Origin of the sequence: Treponema saccharophilum DSM 2985 (genome assembly GCF_000255555.1) — a bacterium.
Lineage (GTDB): Bacteria > Spirochaetota > Spirochaetia > Treponematales > Treponemataceae > Treponema_D > Treponema_D saccharophilum.
The window spans coordinates 94,109-111,416 of record NZ_AGRW01000054.1; the positions used below are offsets into that span (position 1 = coordinate 94,109).

15 protein-coding genes are annotated in these 17,308 nt (G+C 60.5%); 10 read left to right on the forward strand and 5 right to left on the reverse strand.

From position 1 onward, the window contains the following. The first annotated feature begins 1 nt into the window (after position 1). Together ligA and TRESADRAFT_RS12915 are read left to right on the forward strand one after the other, a co-directional pair. Positions 2 to 1,960 carry an NAD-dependent DNA ligase LigA gene (gene ligA, locus TRESADRAFT_RS12910; protein ID WP_002706262.1) on the forward strand — a complete coding sequence of 653 codons (1,959 nt, stop codon included), beginning with the start codon at positions 2 to 4 and terminating at the stop codon, positions 1,958 to 1,960. Continuing rightward, a complete protein-coding gene (locus tag TRESADRAFT_RS12915; protein ID WP_002706263.1) occupies positions 1,954 to 2,559 on the forward strand; it encodes a hypothetical protein in 606 nt (201 codons plus the stop codon). Before ligA ends, TRESADRAFT_RS12915 begins: the two co-directional genes overlap by 7 nt. Here the strand turns inward: TRESADRAFT_RS12915 and TRESADRAFT_RS12920 are convergent. The 4 genes from TRESADRAFT_RS12920 to recO all read right to left on the reverse strand — a co-directional run bounded on the left by TRESADRAFT_RS12920 (position 2,528) and on the right by recO (position 7,991). Beyond that, positions 2,528 to 3,517 carry a M23 family metallopeptidase gene (locus TRESADRAFT_RS12920; RefSeq protein WP_002706264.1) on the reverse strand — a complete coding sequence of 330 codons (990 nt, stop codon included), beginning with the start codon at positions 3,515 to 3,517 and terminating at the stop codon, positions 2,528 to 2,530. The two genes, TRESADRAFT_RS12915 and TRESADRAFT_RS12920, sit on opposite strands and share 32 nt — an antisense overlap. Before the next feature lie 10 nt (positions 3,518 to 3,527). Then, positions 3,528 to 5,708: a single-stranded-DNA-specific exonuclease RecJ gene (gene recJ, locus TRESADRAFT_RS12925; protein ID WP_002706265.1), complete on the reverse strand. Its 2,181-nt coding sequence runs from the start codon at positions 5,706 to 5,708 to the stop codon at positions 3,528 to 3,530. 78 nt (positions 5,709 to 5,786) lie between these two features. Beyond that, the gene (locus TRESADRAFT_RS12930; RefSeq protein WP_002706267.1) at positions 5,787 to 7,169 is read right to left on the reverse strand and encodes a thymidine phosphorylase; all 1,383 of its coding nucleotides are present in this window, start codon (positions 7,167 to 7,169) and stop codon (positions 5,787 to 5,789) included. 42 nt (positions 7,170 to 7,211) lie between these two features. Then, positions 7,212 to 7,991: a DNA repair protein RecO gene (gene recO, locus TRESADRAFT_RS12935; RefSeq protein WP_002706269.1), complete on the reverse strand. Its 780-nt coding sequence runs from the start codon at positions 7,989 to 7,991 to the stop codon at positions 7,212 to 7,214. A gap of 80 nt (positions 7,992 to 8,071) precedes the next feature. Here recO and TRESADRAFT_RS12940 point away from each other — a divergent pair, with 80 nt between their 5' ends. The 8 genes from TRESADRAFT_RS12940 (at position 8,072) to truA (ending at position 15,262) form a co-directional block, all read left to right on the forward strand. After that, entirely contained in the window at positions 8,072 to 8,296 is a 225-nt protein-coding gene (locus TRESADRAFT_RS12940) for a DNA-directed RNA polymerase subunit omega (protein ID WP_002706271.1), read from the forward strand. 261 nt (positions 8,297 to 8,557) lie between these two features. Next, positions 8,558 to 10,522 carry a 1-deoxy-D-xylulose-5-phosphate synthase gene (gene dxs, locus TRESADRAFT_RS12945; protein WP_040843143.1) on the forward strand — a complete coding sequence of 655 codons (1,965 nt, stop codon included), beginning with the start codon at positions 8,558 to 8,560 and terminating at the stop codon, positions 10,520 to 10,522. Further along, complete coding sequence (gene folP / locus TRESADRAFT_RS12950) at positions 10,513 to 11,340, forward strand: dihydropteroate synthase (RefSeq protein WP_002706273.1); 828 nt, start codon at positions 10,513 to 10,515, stop codon at positions 11,338 to 11,340. The genes dxs and folP overlap by 10 nt, the downstream gene beginning before the upstream one ends. After that, positions 11,341 to 12,156, forward strand: coding sequence for a diadenylate cyclase CdaA (cdaA, locus tag TRESADRAFT_RS12955; protein ID WP_002706274.1), 816 nt, complete (start codon positions 11,341 to 11,343; stop codon positions 12,154 to 12,156). Beyond that, entirely contained in the window at positions 12,134 to 13,159 is a 1,026-nt protein-coding gene (locus TRESADRAFT_RS12960) for a CdaR family protein (RefSeq protein WP_002706275.1), read from the forward strand. Before cdaA ends, TRESADRAFT_RS12960 begins: the two co-directional genes overlap by 23 nt. Then, positions 13,156 to 13,551 carry a holo-ACP synthase gene (gene acpS, locus TRESADRAFT_RS12965; RefSeq protein ID WP_002706276.1) on the forward strand — a complete coding sequence of 132 codons (396 nt, stop codon included), beginning with the start codon at positions 13,156 to 13,158 and terminating at the stop codon, positions 13,549 to 13,551. The genes TRESADRAFT_RS12960 and acpS overlap by 4 nt, the downstream gene beginning before the upstream one ends. After that, entirely contained in the window at positions 13,551 to 14,480 is a 930-nt protein-coding gene (locus TRESADRAFT_RS12970) for a DUF2225 domain-containing protein (protein ID WP_002706277.1), read from the forward strand. The genes acpS and TRESADRAFT_RS12970 overlap by 1 nt, the downstream gene beginning before the upstream one ends. After that, positions 14,477 to 15,262 carry a tRNA pseudouridine(38-40) synthase TruA gene (gene truA, locus TRESADRAFT_RS12975; RefSeq protein WP_002706278.1) on the forward strand — a complete coding sequence of 262 codons (786 nt, stop codon included), beginning with the start codon at positions 14,477 to 14,479 and terminating at the stop codon, positions 15,260 to 15,262. Before TRESADRAFT_RS12970 ends, truA begins: the two co-directional genes overlap by 4 nt. 12 nt (positions 15,263 to 15,274) lie before the next feature. Here truA and priA read toward each other — a convergent pair whose 3' ends face one another. Then, the gene (priA, locus tag TRESADRAFT_RS12980) at positions 15,275 to 17,308 is read right to left on the reverse strand and encodes a replication restart helicase PriA (RefSeq protein WP_002706279.1); all 2,034 of its coding nucleotides are present in this window, start codon (positions 17,306 to 17,308) and stop codon (positions 15,275 to 15,277) included.

Genomic DNA, 17,308 nt, shown 5'->3' on the forward strand with positions numbered 1-17,308 from the left:
GATGGACTTGTTCGGCGAGGACGGAATCGAGGGGCGGATACTGGAGCTTGAGGGGCTGATTAAGCGGTATCAGGATTCGTATTACAACGGCGAGGCTGAGATAACGGACGCCGAATTCGACGCTTTGTGGGACGAGCTGAAGTCCCTCAACCCGTCGAATCCGGTCTTCTCCCGCGTCGGCGCGGACAACGGCTCGTTCGCGAAGGTGCACCACCGCATGCCGATGGGAAGCCAGGAGAAAGCGGCGGAGGACGGGCAGTTCCTCAAGTGGGCATCGGCGCATAAATATGACGAGTACCTCGTCGAATACAAGCTCGACGGCGCGTCCCTTGAGCTGCAGTACGATTCGGGCGTGCTCGTCAGGGCGGTGACCCGCGGCGACGGGACAATCGGCGACGATATCACGCAGAACGCGCGGAAGATGGGCGGCGTCCTCCCCGAGCTTTTCGGCAGGGACGGGGAGAGAATCGCCTTTACGGGTGCTGTCCGTGGCGAGGTCATAATGCGCCATTCCGTGCACGACTCCCTGTACGCGGACAAGGCGAACTGCCGCAACGCCGCCAACGGTCTCATGAAGCGGAAGGACGGTTCCGGAAGCGAGAACCTGAACCTCATCGTATACGACGCGCTCGCGACCGATGGTGAGGGGAATCCCGCCGACAATCCGTTTTCTGACGAGGTCGGGAAGATAGAGTGGCTCGCCTCGTGCGGATTCGATGTCGTCCACCTCGAGGTTCTTCCCGACGCCGATTCGGTAATCGCTTATCGCGCGCGCGTCTCGGAGATGCGCTCCTCGCTCGAATTCGACATAGACGGGCTTGTGGTGAAGGAGCGGCGCATCGATTTCGAGGATGCGAGGCGCACGAGGCCGGACAGACAGATTGCGTTCAAATTCGGGCTTGAGGAGGCGGTGACCGTCCTTCGCGACGTCGAATGGAGCGAATCTGGCTCGACGTACACGCCTGTCGGTATTTTCGACGGCGTTCAGCTCAACGGGACGACCGTCCAGCGCGCGAGCCTCGCGAACCCGGACACGATGAGGCGTCTTGGAGTTAAAATCGGAAGCCGCGTCGTCGTCGTCAAGCGCGGGGAGATAATCCCGAAAATTGAGGGCGTGGTCGGTTCCTCGGACGGATGCCGCGAGATTGTTTTCCCGTCCGTGTGCTCCTCTTGCGGCGCTCCGCTCGTCGATGCGGGGACGCGGCTTTTCTGCCCGAACCAGGGCTGCCCGAAGCGTGTCCTCCACCGGCTCCAGAAGTGGATTTCCGTGGTTGACATACGCGATTTCGGCGACACGCTCATCCGCTCGCTTTTCCGCGACGGCGTCGTGAAATCCGTCTCCGACATTTATTCGCTTTCCGTCGAGAAGCTCACGCCGTATTTCCTTGACGAAAATTCCGTGGGGAAGAAGGATTCGCTCGGCGCGCGGAAGGTTTTCGACTCCATTCAGGCGCACAGGAAAATGTCGCTTCCGGCTTTCGTCGCCGGGTTCGACATCGAGGGCGTTGGCGAGACGGTCGTCGGGAAACTTGTCGATGCCGGGTTCCCGACGCTCGACTCCCTCCTTTCCGCGTCTCCGGACGATTTCTCTGCCGTCCACGGTTTCGCCGAAATAATGGCGAACGCGGTCGTCGAGGGGCTTTCGGAGAACAGGGCGGAGATGGAATCGCTCGTCTCGTCCGGGACGATAGAGATTTCCGGCTCGCTCGGCGCGCCGCTTCCCCTTTCCGGGAAGTCGTTCTGCTTTACGGGGGAGCTCCGCTCGATGAAGCGCGCGGAGGCGGAGGCGCTCGTGAAGGCGGCGGGAGGCTCGTGCAAGTCGTCGGTGACGAAGGATTTGTCGTATCTCGTGACGAACGACAAGGAAAGCGGCTCTTCGAAGAACGCGAAGGCGGCGAAATACGGCGTGAGCGTGATAGACGAGGACGAGTTCATGAGCCTCGTGAAGCCGTCATGCTGAAATCCACCGTAAAAGTACGGTTCGCGTCCCTGCTCGCGCTGGCAGTGTTCCTCGCGTTCGGGGCGTTCTACATATTCACGTTCGTTCGCTGCTTTTTCGCCGCCTCCGTCGTGCAGGATTTTTCCGCGCGGACGATTATGCGGATTGTCATATACGGGACGAGCCGCGAGACGGTGAGCGCGCGCGTCGCTCTTGTCGACACTTCCGGACGCGAATTCGCCGTGCTCGACCGCTCGTGGTCGGGGCAGAATTTGTGCGTGGAATTCTCAAGCGCGTCTTTCGGCGGGAAGAAAATCCAGTTCCCCGTGCGGGTGTATTCTGAGCAGTACCTGCAGTTCGGGAAGACGAGCGTCTACAAGGGGACGAGGCTCGCACGCTACTACCTGTATGACGGCATTTGCGCGTTCGTGTCGGAGAAATACCCTCGGCCCGTCCGCCGCGCGCTCGGCGCGCTCGGATACTTCGCCGATTTCCAGTCTACGAAATTCCGCTCGCGCTATTCGGAGACGAGCGTCATGAATCTGTCGGCGCTCGTTCCCGGGGAGACGTACGATATCGTGACGGATTCTACGGGTTCCTTACGGCTTCTTCGAATGTGAAGTCGCCCGTGAAGAAGTCGGGGCTGACCGCCTCCATGTTGAGCCGCATCTCCCAGTGGAGGTGCGGTCCCGTCGCAAGGCCCGTCGCCCCCGAGAGCGCAATCTGCTGCCCGGCGGAAACCATGTCCCCGACGCCGACGTCCATCTTCGAAAGGTGGTAGTAGAGGCTGTAGAGCCCCGGCAGGTGTTCGATTACAATCGACCAGCCCGTCGTTATCCTCATCTCGGCAAGTACGACTTTTCCTGCCGCGCATGAACGGACCTTGCTTCCGGTCGGGATTCCGTAGTCTATCCCGTAGTGGAGGCTCGTGGATGATTTCCCGTTGGAGTAGGCGAAGATGCGCCTGTCCGCGAAGAAAGAAGTCCTTCTCGTCGCGCCCGTCGGCGGGAGCATCGGCGCGAGCGAGAATACGTCCGCGTCCGTCCGCGTGCCGAGTATTTTGTTCAGCTTGCTTATCTGCCGCCACCGCTCGTCCGAGTCGTTCGTCTTTATTGCCGTGTTCGCCGCGTCGAGCTGTATCGTCTCCTTGACGAATTCCTTCGCGACGATTTCTATCGGCATCATCGCGGGCTGAATCTCCGCTCCGCCTGCAGTAAGCCGCGCCGTCGCCGTTCCCTTTCCTGCCGAAAGATACGACGAGAGCGGGATGCCCGCAAGCGCCATCCGCCTTCCTCTGCCGCTGGAGTCGGGAACCTCGTAGAATTCCGCAGTGCCGACTTTCTTTCCGTCCTTCTCGAATTCCAGGCTCCCCCCGATTTTCCCGGAAGGCGCGTTCTCCCCGAGCGCGAGCCTGACGAAAACGGCGTCGCCTGGGCATACTTTCCCCTGCCACCATGCTGTGACGCCAGCGCCGCTTCCGCTCCGCGCGGGGAACGTCGCCGTCTCCGCTCCGGCCGGCAGAACCGCCAGCGCGAGAGCGAGTGCCGATGACAGCCATCGTATTGCCGACATCCTCATCGTCTCCTCCTTATGCGCCCGCGCGCCTTATGTCGATTATTTTCATCTGCGGCGTCGTGTTCCCGTTGTAGAAATTCCGCTCGATGTTGTATATGACGTCCACGCAGTCGCCGACGGAGAAATCCTTGTCGAGCGATTCCGCGCCGTTCCACAGAAGCGCCGGCCATTTCGTCCTTCCGCAGTCGAACGTCAGCTTGAGATGGCGCGATTCGGGCTTGCCGAATTTCTTCGCGTCCGATATCCGGAGCGAGCGGCTCATGAAAATCAGCCCGGCGTTCTCCTCCCCGTACGGCTCGAACCTGTCGATGACGGTGAAAATGTCGAATTCGTCCGTGTCGAGGTAGCGCTGCGGAAGCTCCGCGTCTATGTCGAACGTCTCGGTGTCGTCGTCTGACAGCTTTATGGACGGGACGAATTTTTTGACGGCGGAGAGGAATTCGTCGAGCCTCGATTTCTCGAAGCTGAACCCCGCCGCGTAGTCGTGCCCGCCGTGGCTTATGAAAAGCCCCGGCTTACCGTCCTTCGCGCCCTCCTTGTCGAGCGCGTCGAGGAACGCCGTCGCGTCGAACGAGCGGCAGCTCCTCATCGAGCCGATTGCCGTCCCGTCCACGAACGTCATTGCCATCGCCGGGACGTTGTATGCCGAGACGAGCTTTCCCGCAAGAATGCCGGAGACGCCGCGGTTTATCCGCTCGTCGACGATGACGCAGAGCTTTCCGCCGTTCGCGTCTATCGATTCCTGCGCCTTCGGGTTCCCGTATTCCCACGCGTCCGCGCCGAACTGCTTGCGCTCGTTGTTCATTGCGATAATCCTGTTCGCGATCGAGATGCGCCGGTCGCTCTCCTTTTCGGTGAGCAGCCCCAACCCGATTTCCGGCTGCCCGAGTCGTCCCGTCGCGTTGAGCGCGGGGTTTATGTTCCACGAAAGGTCGGTGCTGGTGATTGTCCGCCCCTCGGACAGGAGCCCCGCGAGCGCTAGAAGTTCCCGGAGCCCTTCGCGCGCGTTGCCCGCGTTTATCGAGGCGATTCCGCGCCTGACGAAAATCCTGTTCTCGTCCACGAGCGGCATGATGTCCGCGAGGGCGGCGAGCGCGACGAGCTGCAGGTCTCGCTCGTTCTCGTTCGAGAATTTCTTTGTCGCGGAGATGCTGTGGTACGTCACGAACAGGTTGAAGAATCCCATGATGTCCGAGTCGAATTCCGGGTTGTAGAGCGCGATTTTCGAGCGCGCGCGCAGCTCCCGGAGGGAAAGCTTTCCGCGCTCGGGCCAGACGCGCATAATCTCGTCACGGAAATCGGCGAAGTTGAAGCTGTCCGTCCCGAATATCGCGCTGAATTTCGCCTTGTCCCAGATGTATATGTGCTGGTTCCGCAAAATGTTCGGCAGCTCCGTCTCCATAATCGACTTTCCCTGCGGTATGCGTACGCTGAACGTTCCCCTCTCCGTGAGGTTCTTCGTCCTTATAACGTCCACCACGCAGTCCCCGCCTGTAACGTTCGCGTCGAGCAGCGCGATTTCCATCCCGTATATCGGCTCCGCGAGCGCGAACCGGAGCGCGCTGACGACCTTGTACGCGACGGCGCAGCCCGATATGTCCTTGAACGGGTATCCCGAGTCCTCGCACTTCGGGTCGATTATTATCGCCGGCTCGGGGAGAACCTCCGGAGGGTTGTGGTGGTCGAGGACGATGACTTCCATTCCCTTTTCCGTCGCGTACGATATCTCGCTGACGTTGGAGATTCCGCAGTCGACCGTTATGATGAGCGCGCCTTTCCCGCGCTTGAAGTCCTCCTCCACGGCTGCCGCGAAGTCGTCTATGGCGCCCATGTTCAGCCCGTACGGGTCTGCGCCCGCCGGAAGCCTGTATGTGACGTCCATCCCGAGCGACGTGAGGAAGTCGTGCAGGACCGTCGTCGACGTGATTCCGTCAACGTCCCTGTCACCGAATATGAGGACCTTCTCGCCCTCGTCCTTTGCCTGCAATATCCTGTCGACGACCTCCTCCATGTTCTTGAACAGGAACGGGCTGTGCATGAACCGCTCGTTGTCCTCCATGAAGAATTGGACGTCCTTTCCCTCCGTGATTCCGCGGCGGGCGAGTATCGAGGCTGTGAGCGCGTCTATTCCGTACTTCGCGTTCAGCCCCGCCACAATCTCGCGCGGAACCTGCTTCTTGTTCCAGTTTTTCATTTGTGCAAAAATCCTTGGTTTAAGTCCGCCCCGTGCGGAACGGACATCCTTGTCGATTCCGGGATGGAAATCCCGCCTTTATTGTATGATTTTGAACACGAGCTCGTCTTCCTCCGGCTTTTCGGGGCTGTACGATATCGCCTCCGACTCGAGGAGCGCGACCGCGGGCGCGAGGCATTCCGCGTCCTTCCCGTAGACTTCGAGGATGAGCTCGCCTTTCCTCACCTCGGCGCCCGTCTTTTTGTGCATGACGATTCCAGCGTCGAAGCATACGTCGTCGGTCGCCTTGTTCCTTCCGACGCCGAGGTAGACTCCCGCAAGCCCCGTCTTGAACGCGTCGAGCGAGAGGAACCCGTCCTCTTTTGCCCTTACCTCCGCGCGGAATGGTGACCGCCGCGTGCCGATTTGCGCCATGAGTTTGTCGGCGTCCCCGCCCTGCGTCCTGACGTTCGCGAGGAACCGTTCGAGCGCGCGGCCGGACGAGACGGCATCCTTCTCCATCTCGATCGCCTCATCGCGCGTCTTCGCCTTCCCCGCGAGGAGAATCATCTCCGCGCCGAGCTGGTAGGTCAGCTCCATTACGTCGGCAGGCCCGTTTCCGCGCAGGCATTCGACGGTCTCCTCTATCTCGAGGAAATTCCCGACGGTGCGCCCGAGCGGGGTGTTCATGTTCGTTATGAGCGCGCTCGCCTTCTTTTCCATCGCCTTCGCCGTGTTGACGAGCGAGACCGCAAGCTCCTCCGCGTCCTTCTTCGTTTTCATGAACGCGCCCGTGCCGTACTTCACGTCGAAAACGAGCGCGTCCGCGCCCTCGGCGACCTTCTTCGAGAGAATTGACGCCGTGATGAGCGGGACGGACTCGACTGTCGCCGTCACATCCCTGAGCGCGTACATCTTCTTGTCCGCGGGAACGATTTTCGGTGTCTGCCCCATCATGGCGAACCCGTCCTTCCGGATTCCCGCCTTGAATTCCTCCTCGCTGAGGAAGACGTTGAACCGCCCGCTGTCCTTCCCCTCAATCGACTCGAGCTTGTCGAGCGTTCCGCCCGTGTGACCGAGCGCGCGCCCGCTCATCATCGGGTCCTTCACGCCGCATGACGCGACTATCGGCGCGAGCGGGAGCGAAATCTTGTCCCCGACGCCGCCCGTCGAATGCTTGTCCACGAAGACCTCGCCGTCAAGCCCCTCGATGGCGCCGTCGCCGTGGAGGTTTATGACGTCGCCGGAGTGGAGCATCGCGTCCGTGAGTGCGCCCGTCTCCTCGAAATCCATGCCGTTGAAATAAACCGCCATGAGGAACGCGCTCATCTGGTAGTCGGGGAGGGCTCCCGATACGTAGCTGTCGATGAGGAACCTGATTTCCTCGCCGGTGAGCTTCGTGCTTCCCGCGAGCGTTTTTTCCCCGTTCTTGTCGCGGATTGTGGTGCCGCGCTTTTTCATGATGATGTCGATTGCTCTCATTGTTTAATCCTCCCGTTTTTTGTTCCGTTCGTTTTGTTTTTGTCAGAAAATTCCCGCGCACGTCCTGAGCGTCGTGAAGCTCGTCCCGCAGACGCTTTCGAGTATCGCGATGCACAAATCCTGCGCTTCCCTGTAGACTTCCTCCGGCTCGCGCAGCGCCCGCGCCTCCCGCGGCGAGAGTCTCGCGACGGAGTCGAGGTAGCGCAGCGTCATGCCTGATACCGGCAGCGCGCTGTCCGATTGCGGGATGCTCCCGCCCTCAGCGCATCCGCGGCAGATGAAGCCGTTTGAGATGACGCTATATGATAAGGCATGGCTTGCGTTTTTTCCATCGCCGGACGAAAGCTCCTCCCCGCAGGCGGCGCAATACGACGTGTCGGGCCTTACGCCGAGGAGGTCGATGTACCTCCACATGAACCGCACCAGCCCGATTCTCGCCTCCCGCTCGTCGAAGAATTCCATTCCGTCGAGGAACCCGTTGAACAGAATCCAGGCGTCGCCCGGGCTCCCTGCGCAGTGCGTCTTCATCAGCAGCTCCGTCGCGAACGAGGAGGCGAGCATTTTGAAAAGGTTCTCCCTGAATGACGGATGGTAGCTCTTCACGTCGAAGTCGTTTATCTTCGCCGAGTGCCGCGCCTCGTCGCTCGTCATGTACATCGTCCCGGAGTTCATCGGCGATACGAGCGAGCGCAGGCGGCTCTTAGCCCCGCCGTAAAGCGTCGCGCTTGAAATCCCCTCGGGGGTGAGAATGGTCGCAATGTAGTTGCTCTCGCCCCTGACCTGAAGGCGGAGCACCGTCGCTTTTGTCGAAATGGTGCGCATTGCACAAATTTAGAGTTTTTCTCTTGAGGTGACAATAAAAAATCGCTATAATCGAAAAACATTTTTTAGGGAGAGCGATGATGATTTTTCCTTTGGAACAACTTGTGAAATTCACCGGCAACGTCTATGAGGCTACGGTAGCGGCCAGCAGACGGTCGTTCCAGCTTGCGATGGTGAAGGATCCCGTGCTTGAGCAGAACGGGAATTCGGGAAAGGTGGTGTCGGTCGCCGCACGGCAGGTTTTCGGTGCGCCGAACGCATCAAAGGTCTGCTACGAGAATGCCTCTCAGATTGAGAGCCGCTGAAAGTCAGGTTACTATGAAATGCGTCGCCTCGTCCGATTGACGAAGGTTCCGCTTTCGATAATAATAACCAAATCCAAAATCTAAAGAGTAAGGAGAGCCTTCCAATGCCTTGTGGAAAGAAAAGAAAGCGCCAGAAGATGGCAACTCATAAGCGTAAGAAGATGCTTAGACGCAACAGACATAAGAGCAAGTAAGTTCTTGTCTGATGTCTGACGGTTGAAGACCGCGAAAGTTGTAAAACTACGCGGTCTTTTTTTATGTTTGTTTCGATGTTTTCGGAGGTCGTTTACGATTCTTTCTACTATAAATTCCCCGGATGATTTGAAGAAACTGCCGAAGGAGCGGCTGCCTGAGCTGGCCGGGGAAATCAGAAGGAAAATCATTGAGGTTCTGGCAAGAAATGGGGGGCATCTTGCGAGCAACCTCGGATGTGTCGAGCTGACAATCGCGATTCACCGCGTGTTTGACAGCCCGCGCGACGCCGTAATATTCGATGTGAGCCACCAGTGCTACACGCACAAGCTCCTTACGGGGCGGTTCCGCGACTTTCCGTCGGTGCGCCTTCATGGCGGGATTTCTGGGTTCACGAAGCGGTGCGAGAGCTGCCACGATTATTTCGACAACGGGCACTCGTCCACCTCCATCTCGCAGGGGCTCGGGCTCCTTACCGCGTGGAACCTCGACGAGAAGAGCCGCGGCAGGAAGGTCGTCGTCGTCATAGGGGACGGTTCCCTTACGGGCGGGATGGCGTTCGAGGCATTGAGCCATGCGGGGCAGATTTCAAAAAACCTCATCGTCGTCCTCAACGACAACCAGATGTCCATTTCCGCAAACACGGGCGCGCTTTCCCGGACGCTTTCTATGTTCACTATGACGCGGAGTTACCAGCGGTTCAGGTATTTCATAGACGGGATTGTGGACAGGATTCCGTTTTCGGAGCATCACCTCGGGAAATTTATATTCCGCCTCAAGCGCGCCATAAAGGGGTTCTGCCTGAGCGTCAATTTCTTCACCGACTTGGGGTTCGAGTACGTCGGCCCTCTCGACGGCCACGACATGGACAGCATGGAGGAGGCGTTCCGGCGAGCCGCCATGCTCGACAAGCCCGTCGTCGTCCACGTCCGCACGAAGAAGGGAAAGGGGTACAGCCCCGCGGAGAACGACCCCGCAAGCTTCCACGGCGTGGGGCCGTTCCAGATAACGAACGGCGTCGTGGAGAAATTCGACTCCCTCAGTTTCACGGAAAGCTTCTCGAACGATATCGTGTCGTTCGCGTCGCGCGACAGCCGGATTGCCGCGATAACTGCCGCCATGAGCAAGGGGACGGGGCTCGACGCGTTCTCGAGGAAATTCCCGGAGCGGTTTTTCGACGTCGGCATCGCGGAGGAGCATGCCGTCACGTTCGCGTCGGGGCTTGCGCGGGGGGGGATGGTTCCCGTCGTCGCGATATACTCGACGTTCATGCAGCGCGCCGTCGACCAGGTCGTACACGACATCGCGATTCAGGGCGTCCACGCGGTCCTCGTCCTCGACAGGGCGGGCGTCGTCCCGAGCGACGGGGAGACGCACCAGGGGCTGTTCGACATAGCGCTTTTCCGTCCCGTGCCGAACCTTGTGATGATGTCGCCCGCCTCCGCGGCGGACCTGCGCGCCTGCCTCGAGTACGCGTTCGGCGCGGAGGCCCCCGTGATGATACGGTATCCGAAATCGTCATGCCCGTCGGAGCTTCCGTCGTTCTCGACGAAAATCGACTCGGGAAACGTCGGTCGCGGCATCTTCGTCCCGTGCGACGAATTCGAGCCGTCCCTTTCCGTCCAGTTCGACTGCGAGCAGCGTCCGCGGCAGTTCGGGAAGGTGCTCCTCGTCACGACCGGAGGCATGTACTGCGAGGTCCTTCAGGCGGCGAGGATTCTCCTTCAGGCGGGAATCAGGGCGGACATCTACACGCTCCGGTTCCTCAAGCCGTTCGACGTCGCCTCGTTCCGGGACGTGCTTTCCGGATTCGACGGCGTCGTTTTCGTCGAGGATGGGGTGCGCATCGGCGGAATCGGCGAATTTCTCTCGTCGGTCGCGTCGTCGTCCGGGGTCAGAAGCAGCGTGATGGCGTTCCCGGACAGGTTCCTTCCTCAGGGAACACGTGAGCAGATTTGCGCCGATTGCGGCATGTCCCCGAAAGACATAGCGCGTGCGGCTGGAATGATAGTTGGGGGTAGCGAATGGAGTTGAAATTGTCTGGCGGAAGGAGCGTCTCGACCGACCTTCCGGCGTTCGTCATGGGCATCGTGAATGCGACGCCCGATTCGTTCTGGAAGGAAAGCCGCGGCGGGCTTGGGCGCGCGCTTTCGCTCGTGGAGGATGGGGCCGACATAATCGACGTCGGCGGGGAATCTACGCGCCCGGGAAGCGGCTACATATCGGACGACGAGGAAATCCGCAGGGTCGTGCCCGTCGTGGAGGCGCTCAGGCGCGTCTCGTCCGTCCCCATATCGATAGACACGAGGAAACTTTCCGTGATGAAGGCCGCGTTCGAGGCGGGCGCCGACATTCTGAACGACGTCTCCGCGCTTGAGGACGAGCCGCTTCTGGCCGACTTCGCGGCGGAGAAGAACATACCCGTAATCCTCATGCACAAAAGGGGGATACCGTCGACGATGCAGGACGACACGTCGTACGGGAACGCGTTCGCCGAGGTCGATTCGTACCTTTCCGCTCGGTGCGCCTTTGCCGAGTCCCGCGGAATCGCGCCGGAGAATATAATCGTCGATCCGGGAATCGGGTTCGGGAAGGACGACCGGGCGAATTTCTCGCTGATTTCAAGATGCGGCGAGCTGTGCGGCGGGCGGTACCGCGTCCTCATGGCGCTGTCGAGGAAGTCGTGCATCGGGCGCGTCACCGGGCGCGATGAGGGCGGGCGCCTTGCCGGGACGCTGACCGCCGATGCCGTCGCCGTTATGTCCGGGGCTTCGATGGTGCGCGTGCACGATGTCGCGGAGGCAGTCGACTCGCTGAAGGTTCTTGCCGCTCTCGGGTTCGGGGGCAGGTGAATGGGGGTCGTCGAAGGTTTTCTGGGCGTCTACTGGGCGCTGGAGCCGGTCGTTGACATCCTCGTTACGACGGGAATCCTTTACGCGGCCTACCAGATAATCGTGAAGACGAACGCGATGCAGATTGTGCGCGCTGGGTTCCTCATCCTCATCGTGTACGTGCTCGCGTATGTCCTGCGCCTGAACGTCCTCGTGTGGATTCTGGGAAAGGTCGCACCGGCGCTCGCCGTCGGGCTTGCGATAGTGTTCCAGCCGGAGATAAGGAAGCTCATCCTCAAGCTGGGGCAGTTCGACTGGCGGCCGTTCGCGCAGCGCTCCAAGCACACGTATGCAGATGCCGTCGTCATCGCGGCGGAGACGCTCTCGAAGAAGAAGAAGGGGATGCTCGTCGTCTTCCAGCGCGGGACGAAGCTCGACAACTACATCGAGTCGGGGACGATGCTCAACGCGGACATTTCGTCGGCGCTCCTCGTCACGATTTTCTCGTTCGAGACTCCGCTCCACGACGCCGCCTGCATCGTGGACAACGGGAAGATAATTGCCGCGGGATGCTTCCTCCCGCTGTCGGAGCGCTTCGACATAAAGAAGACGTTCGGCACGAGGCACCGCGCGGCAATCGGGATGAGCGAGCAGACGGACGCCGTCGTCCTCATCGTTTCGGAGGAGACCGGCGCGATGAGCATCGCGTGCGACTCGACTTTCTATTATGACCTCACGACGGAGCAGCTTTCGGCGACGCTGAACAAGCTCCTCGACATGTCTGAGAAGAACAGGACGATAGAGAACACAATCGATGAAAGCATTTCAGTCAATTAAGCGCGTTTTTACGGAGAAGGTGGAGCTGAACGTTCCCGTCCTGCTCATCTGCTTCGTCATCTCATGTTTCATATATTACGTCTACCGGACGCAGACGCTGCGCGACGACGCGTTCTCCGTGAACCTTGAGATACGCTCGTCGAACGGAATCGTCGCGGCAGGCCCGTACCGGGAGACCGTGCAGGTCATAGTGCGCGGCTCCCCGCAGGATGTGTCGAAGCTCAGCGCGGAGGATTTCACCGCGTACCTCAACCTCGACTTCGCGACGAAGAAGGGCGTCTGCGATTTTCCCGTCCTGCTTGAGCTGACTCCGCGGGCGATGGAGATAATCTCGCTCCAGACGAAATGCTCGCCGAGCCACATAAAGCTCGAGGTTGAGGAGGAGGCGAGCGCGTTCGTCCCCGTCGAGCCGCTTTATTCGGGGAAGCCCGCCGACGGGTACGAGCTGAAGTCCGTGTCGGTGGAGCCTCCGCAGGTGGAGATAACGGGCGCCCGCTCGCTCGTCCTCGCGAAGTCGTCGTTCCAGACGAAGAAGATGTCGATTGACGGCGCGCTCGGCGATTTCATAACGGACACGGGGCTGAACGACAAGCCGTTCTCGTTCACCTACTCCGAGGACGTTTTCCGCGTCAAATTCGAGATTGTCCCGGTGAAGGTGTCGCGGAAAATCGACGTCGTGAAAGTCTCGCTTGCGAACGTTCCTCCGTCGCTCGATGTCGTCGCGCAGACGGACAGCATTCCCGTCACGATATACGGGAACATGCTCGACGTTGAGAAATTCGTGCCCGCGCCGGGGACGGTCGTCGCCGACTGCTCGAAGGTTTCGGGGGCGGGGCGGTTCGACGTTCCCGTGACGATAACGGTGCCGCCGCAGTTCAGCCTGACGGGGGAGGTCGTGAAAAAAGTGCCCGTCACGTTCAACACGAAGCCCGTGGCGGACGAAAATAAATCATCGGCGGAGGAGCCGGCAAACGATGAGGCGGGGGAGGCTTCCGCGCAATGATAGCAGGAATCGGAACGGACATCGCGCAGGTCTCGCGCTTTTCGCGTTGGGTCGGGAATGCGGGCATGATTGCGCGCTTTTTCCATCCGTCGGAGATTCTTCCGTGCGGGGGAAGTTCGGGGAGCGTCCAGCGCCTCTGCGAGCATTACGCGGCGAGATTTGCCGCGAAGGAGGCTCTTTCGAAGGCGCTCGGGACGGGTTTTTCGGGGATGGAGCTTTCCGACTTCGGCATCGTGAAGGACTCTCTCGGGAAGCCGTCGTTCGTGCTCGGCGGAAGGACGCGGGAAATCGTTGAGAAAATCGCGGGGGCGGATTTTGCGCTGCATGTCTCGCTTTCGCATGAGAAGGAATACGCTGTGGCGTTCGTCGTGCTCGAACGCAAGGGGGAATAATGTACATAAAAAAGAAGGAAGAGCCTCAGAAGGCGGCGAAGATTTCGTTCTGGTCGAAGGACAAGAAGTTCATCTGCCCCGTGTGCAACAAGGAATTCGAGAGGGAGGAGCTTTTTCAGGGAAGAACGAGCGCCGGCGACCTGACGGACGAGCTTCACCGGCTCTACGTTCCGACGCAGAGGTACGGCGAGGTGTTCCCGCTGATTTACTCCGTCGGCGCGTGCCCGCGATGCCATCTGTCCCTGCTGTGGGGCGATTTTCAGGCGCTCAAGGACGACAAGAAGTCGATTGAGCGGCTCCGCAACGACGAGTACAACCGCAAGAAGGCGGTCGAGGCGATTTTCCCGCATTACGACGTCAAGCGCGCGCGCAACCTGCTCGACGGGGCTGCGATGTATTACCTGGCGATTCTCTCCTACGAGAAGATGGACATCGGCTATTCCCCGACGTTCAAGCGCGCCATGCTGAGCGTCCGCCTCGCGTGGATATGCAACGAGCTTGAGCGGAAGATTCCCGGCTACCATTACGATTTCGTCGCGCAGTCGTTCTACAAGAAGGCGCTGTTCTTCTACGGGCAGACGCTCGTCAACGAGACGAACGGGACGGAGCCTGTCGGGAACCTCGGCTCGTACGGGCCGGACGTCGATTTCAATTACGGCTACAACGGAATCATCTACATGAACGCGATACTCGAGTACAAGTACGGCCAGACGGATGACATGAACCTCCGCTTCAAGAAATTCGGGGAGAACAAGCGCTCGATAGCGCGTATTTTCGGAATCGGAAAGTCCTCGAAGGAGAAGCCGGGGCCGCTCCTCAACCATGCCCGCGACCTTTACGACAAGCTGAACAAGGAGCTTCACGACGCGAACTCTATCGAGGCGGACATCGAGGATGACGAGGATGAGAACGGAGGGGAGGATTCGTGAGGAATATCCTTCTGACCCTTTCGTATGACGGAACCGATTTCTGCGGGTGGCAGCGGCAGGACACCGCTGACGGCGGGAAGCCCGTGCGCACAGTCCAGGCGGCAGTCGAGTGCGCGCTCGCGAAAATCCACAAGGAGCCGACGAAGCTGTACGGAAGCGGGCGTACGGATTCCGGCGTCCATGCCGCGGGGCAGGCGGCGAATTTCTTCTCGCCGATTGATTCGATGAAGCCCGAGAACTATGTTCCCGCCCTGAACGCGTTCCTCCCTCCCGACGTCCGCGTCAACGATGCCCGGGAGGTCGGCGCGGAATTCAACGCGCGGTTCTCCGCCACGAGCAGGACGTACCGCTATTTCCTGCACTGCGGCGCGAGCCCCCTCGCGAGCGAGACTCGCTACGTCTGGGCACTCCACCGGATGCCGGACATACATGTGCTCAACGAGATGGCGTCGCATCTTCGCGGAGAGATTGACTGCGCGACGTTCGCTGCCGCCGGCGACCAGAGCCTTTCGACGATGCGCTTCATCGAGAACGCCGTCTTCTATCCCGACCCAGCGAACGGCGAGAGGATTGTCTTCGAAATCAGGGCGAACGCGTTCCTCTGGAAGATGGTCAGGAGCGTGACCGGAAGCCTCGTCGCGTTCGAGCGCGCTGGGAGGGACGGCGATTATTTCCGCGAGGTCCTCGAAAGCCGCGACAGAAAAAGGGCAGGCCCGACGGCTCCCGCGACGGGGCTTTTCCTCTGGAGCGTCGGGTTTTCCGGAGTCAGGCGGCACGTCTGACAAGAGCGTCTCCTACAGGACGCTTGCCGGGTCGATGTCGCATTCGATGTATGCGTTCCCCGGAATCCGGTAGCCGAGCAGGAGCCTCCTCGCCATTTCCCGTATGACGGCTATGCTCGGCCCCCTGAGGATTATCTGGTTCCTGTAGTTCTCGCTTATCTTTGCGAGCGGGCATTCCGACGGGCCGAGAATCTCCGTCATCTCCATCGCCTTTTTTGCCTCCTCGGGGATTCCCTCCGCCCGTCTCATCGAGTCGAGTATTTCGCCGAGCAGGCTTCCCCCCTCGTCCGCCATGCGCGCGCTCGTCTCCTCCGACTTCGAGCGGAACACGAGCTGCGCCATCCGGGAGAACGGCGGGAATCCCGTCATCTCACGCGTCTCTATTTCCTCTTCGTAGAACTGCTCCGTCATTCCCCTTGTCGCGCACGCTATCGGAAGCGCCGTCGGGTTGTACGTCTGCACGAGTACTTTCCCGTCCGGGAAGAACCGCCCAGCGCGCCCCGCGACCTGCGTTATGAGCGCGAACGTCCGCTCGGCGGCGCGGAAGTCGGGCATGTGGAGCCCCGTGTCGGCCTGGACGACGCCGACGAGCTTGAGGTTCGGGAAGTTCAGCCCCTTCGCGACCATCTGCGTCCCGAGCATTATGTCCCATTCGCCCCTGCGGAACCCGTCTATCGCGGCGGGGAGCTCCTTCGGCGATATGCTGTCCGTGTCGAGCCGGATTATCCGTGCGGCGGGGAATTTCGCGCGCACCTCGTTCTCGATGAATTCCGTCCCGAATCCCGAGTAGCCGATGTCGAGCGAGCCGCATTCGGGGCATTTCTGCGGCTGCGGCACCGACCACCCGCAGTAGTGGCAGCGGAGCCGCTTCTCCTTCCTGTGGAGCGTCATCGAGACGGAGCAGTTCCGGCATTTCATCTCGTATCCGCATGAGTTGCACCTGAAGTAATGGGAGAACCCGCGCCTGTTGAGGAACAGGATTGCCTGCCGTTTTTCCGCGAGCGTCGCCTCGATTTCCGACTGCAGCTCCGCCGAGATGCTTCCCTGCCTTCCGTCCTCCTTCGACATGTCGATGCACCGTATCTCCGGCATCGCGCCTCCGGCAAGCCTCCTCGTAAGCACGTGCCGCCTGATTTTCCCGTCGTCCATCAGCTTCCACGCCTCGACGCTCGGTGTCGCGCTTCCCATCACGAGCGGAATGCCAGCGCTGATGCACCGGTGCATGGCGACCTGCCGCGCGTGGTAGCGGGGTGCGGAGCCCGATTTGTAAGAGCCGTCGTGCTCCTCGTCGATGATGATAAGCCCGAGCTTTGGGACGGGCGCGAACACGGCGCTTCTCGCCCCGACTACGATGCGCGCTTCCCCCGAAAGAATCCTGTTCCATTCCGAGAGCCGCTGGCTCGGCGTGAGCGCGGAGTGGAGGACTGCCGCCGCCTGCCCGAACCTCGCCGCGACCGCCTCTATGACCTGCTGCGTGAGCGCGATTTCTGGGACGAGGTAGATGACGCCCTTCCCGAGCGCGAGCGCTTTCTCCGCGGCGCGCAGGAAAACCTCCGTCTTTCCCGTTCCCGTCGGCCCGTAGAGGTAGTGCATTATCCCTTCTTCTCCGCCCATTATTCCGTCGACGGCGGTGCGCTGCTCTTCCGAAAGCTCCGACTCCCCGACGGAAAGCCCGTCCATGTCGCCGAACCCGAGCCCGCAGAAATCGCTCTCCCGCTTTCCCCCGGGAACCATGACAGAGAGCGCCTCGCCGAGCGAGCAGATGTAGTATTCCGAAAGCCACCGCGCGAGGGCGACGGTCTCCTCCGTGAAGACGGGGCTTTTGTCTATCGCCCTCCGTATCGCCTTGATTTTCCGCGGGTCGTAGCCGAGGTTCTCCGGAAGCGCGTCGCTTTCCGATATGACGAACCCGCGCTCACGGCAGTTCCCGAACGTTATGTCGACACGCCGCCCGAAAAGGCTCTCGCCCTCGGTTGCCTTCGCGTTCATGTACGTGAACGACTGGAAGAGCGGCCTGTTCACCACGACCTCAAGGTATTTCGCCAT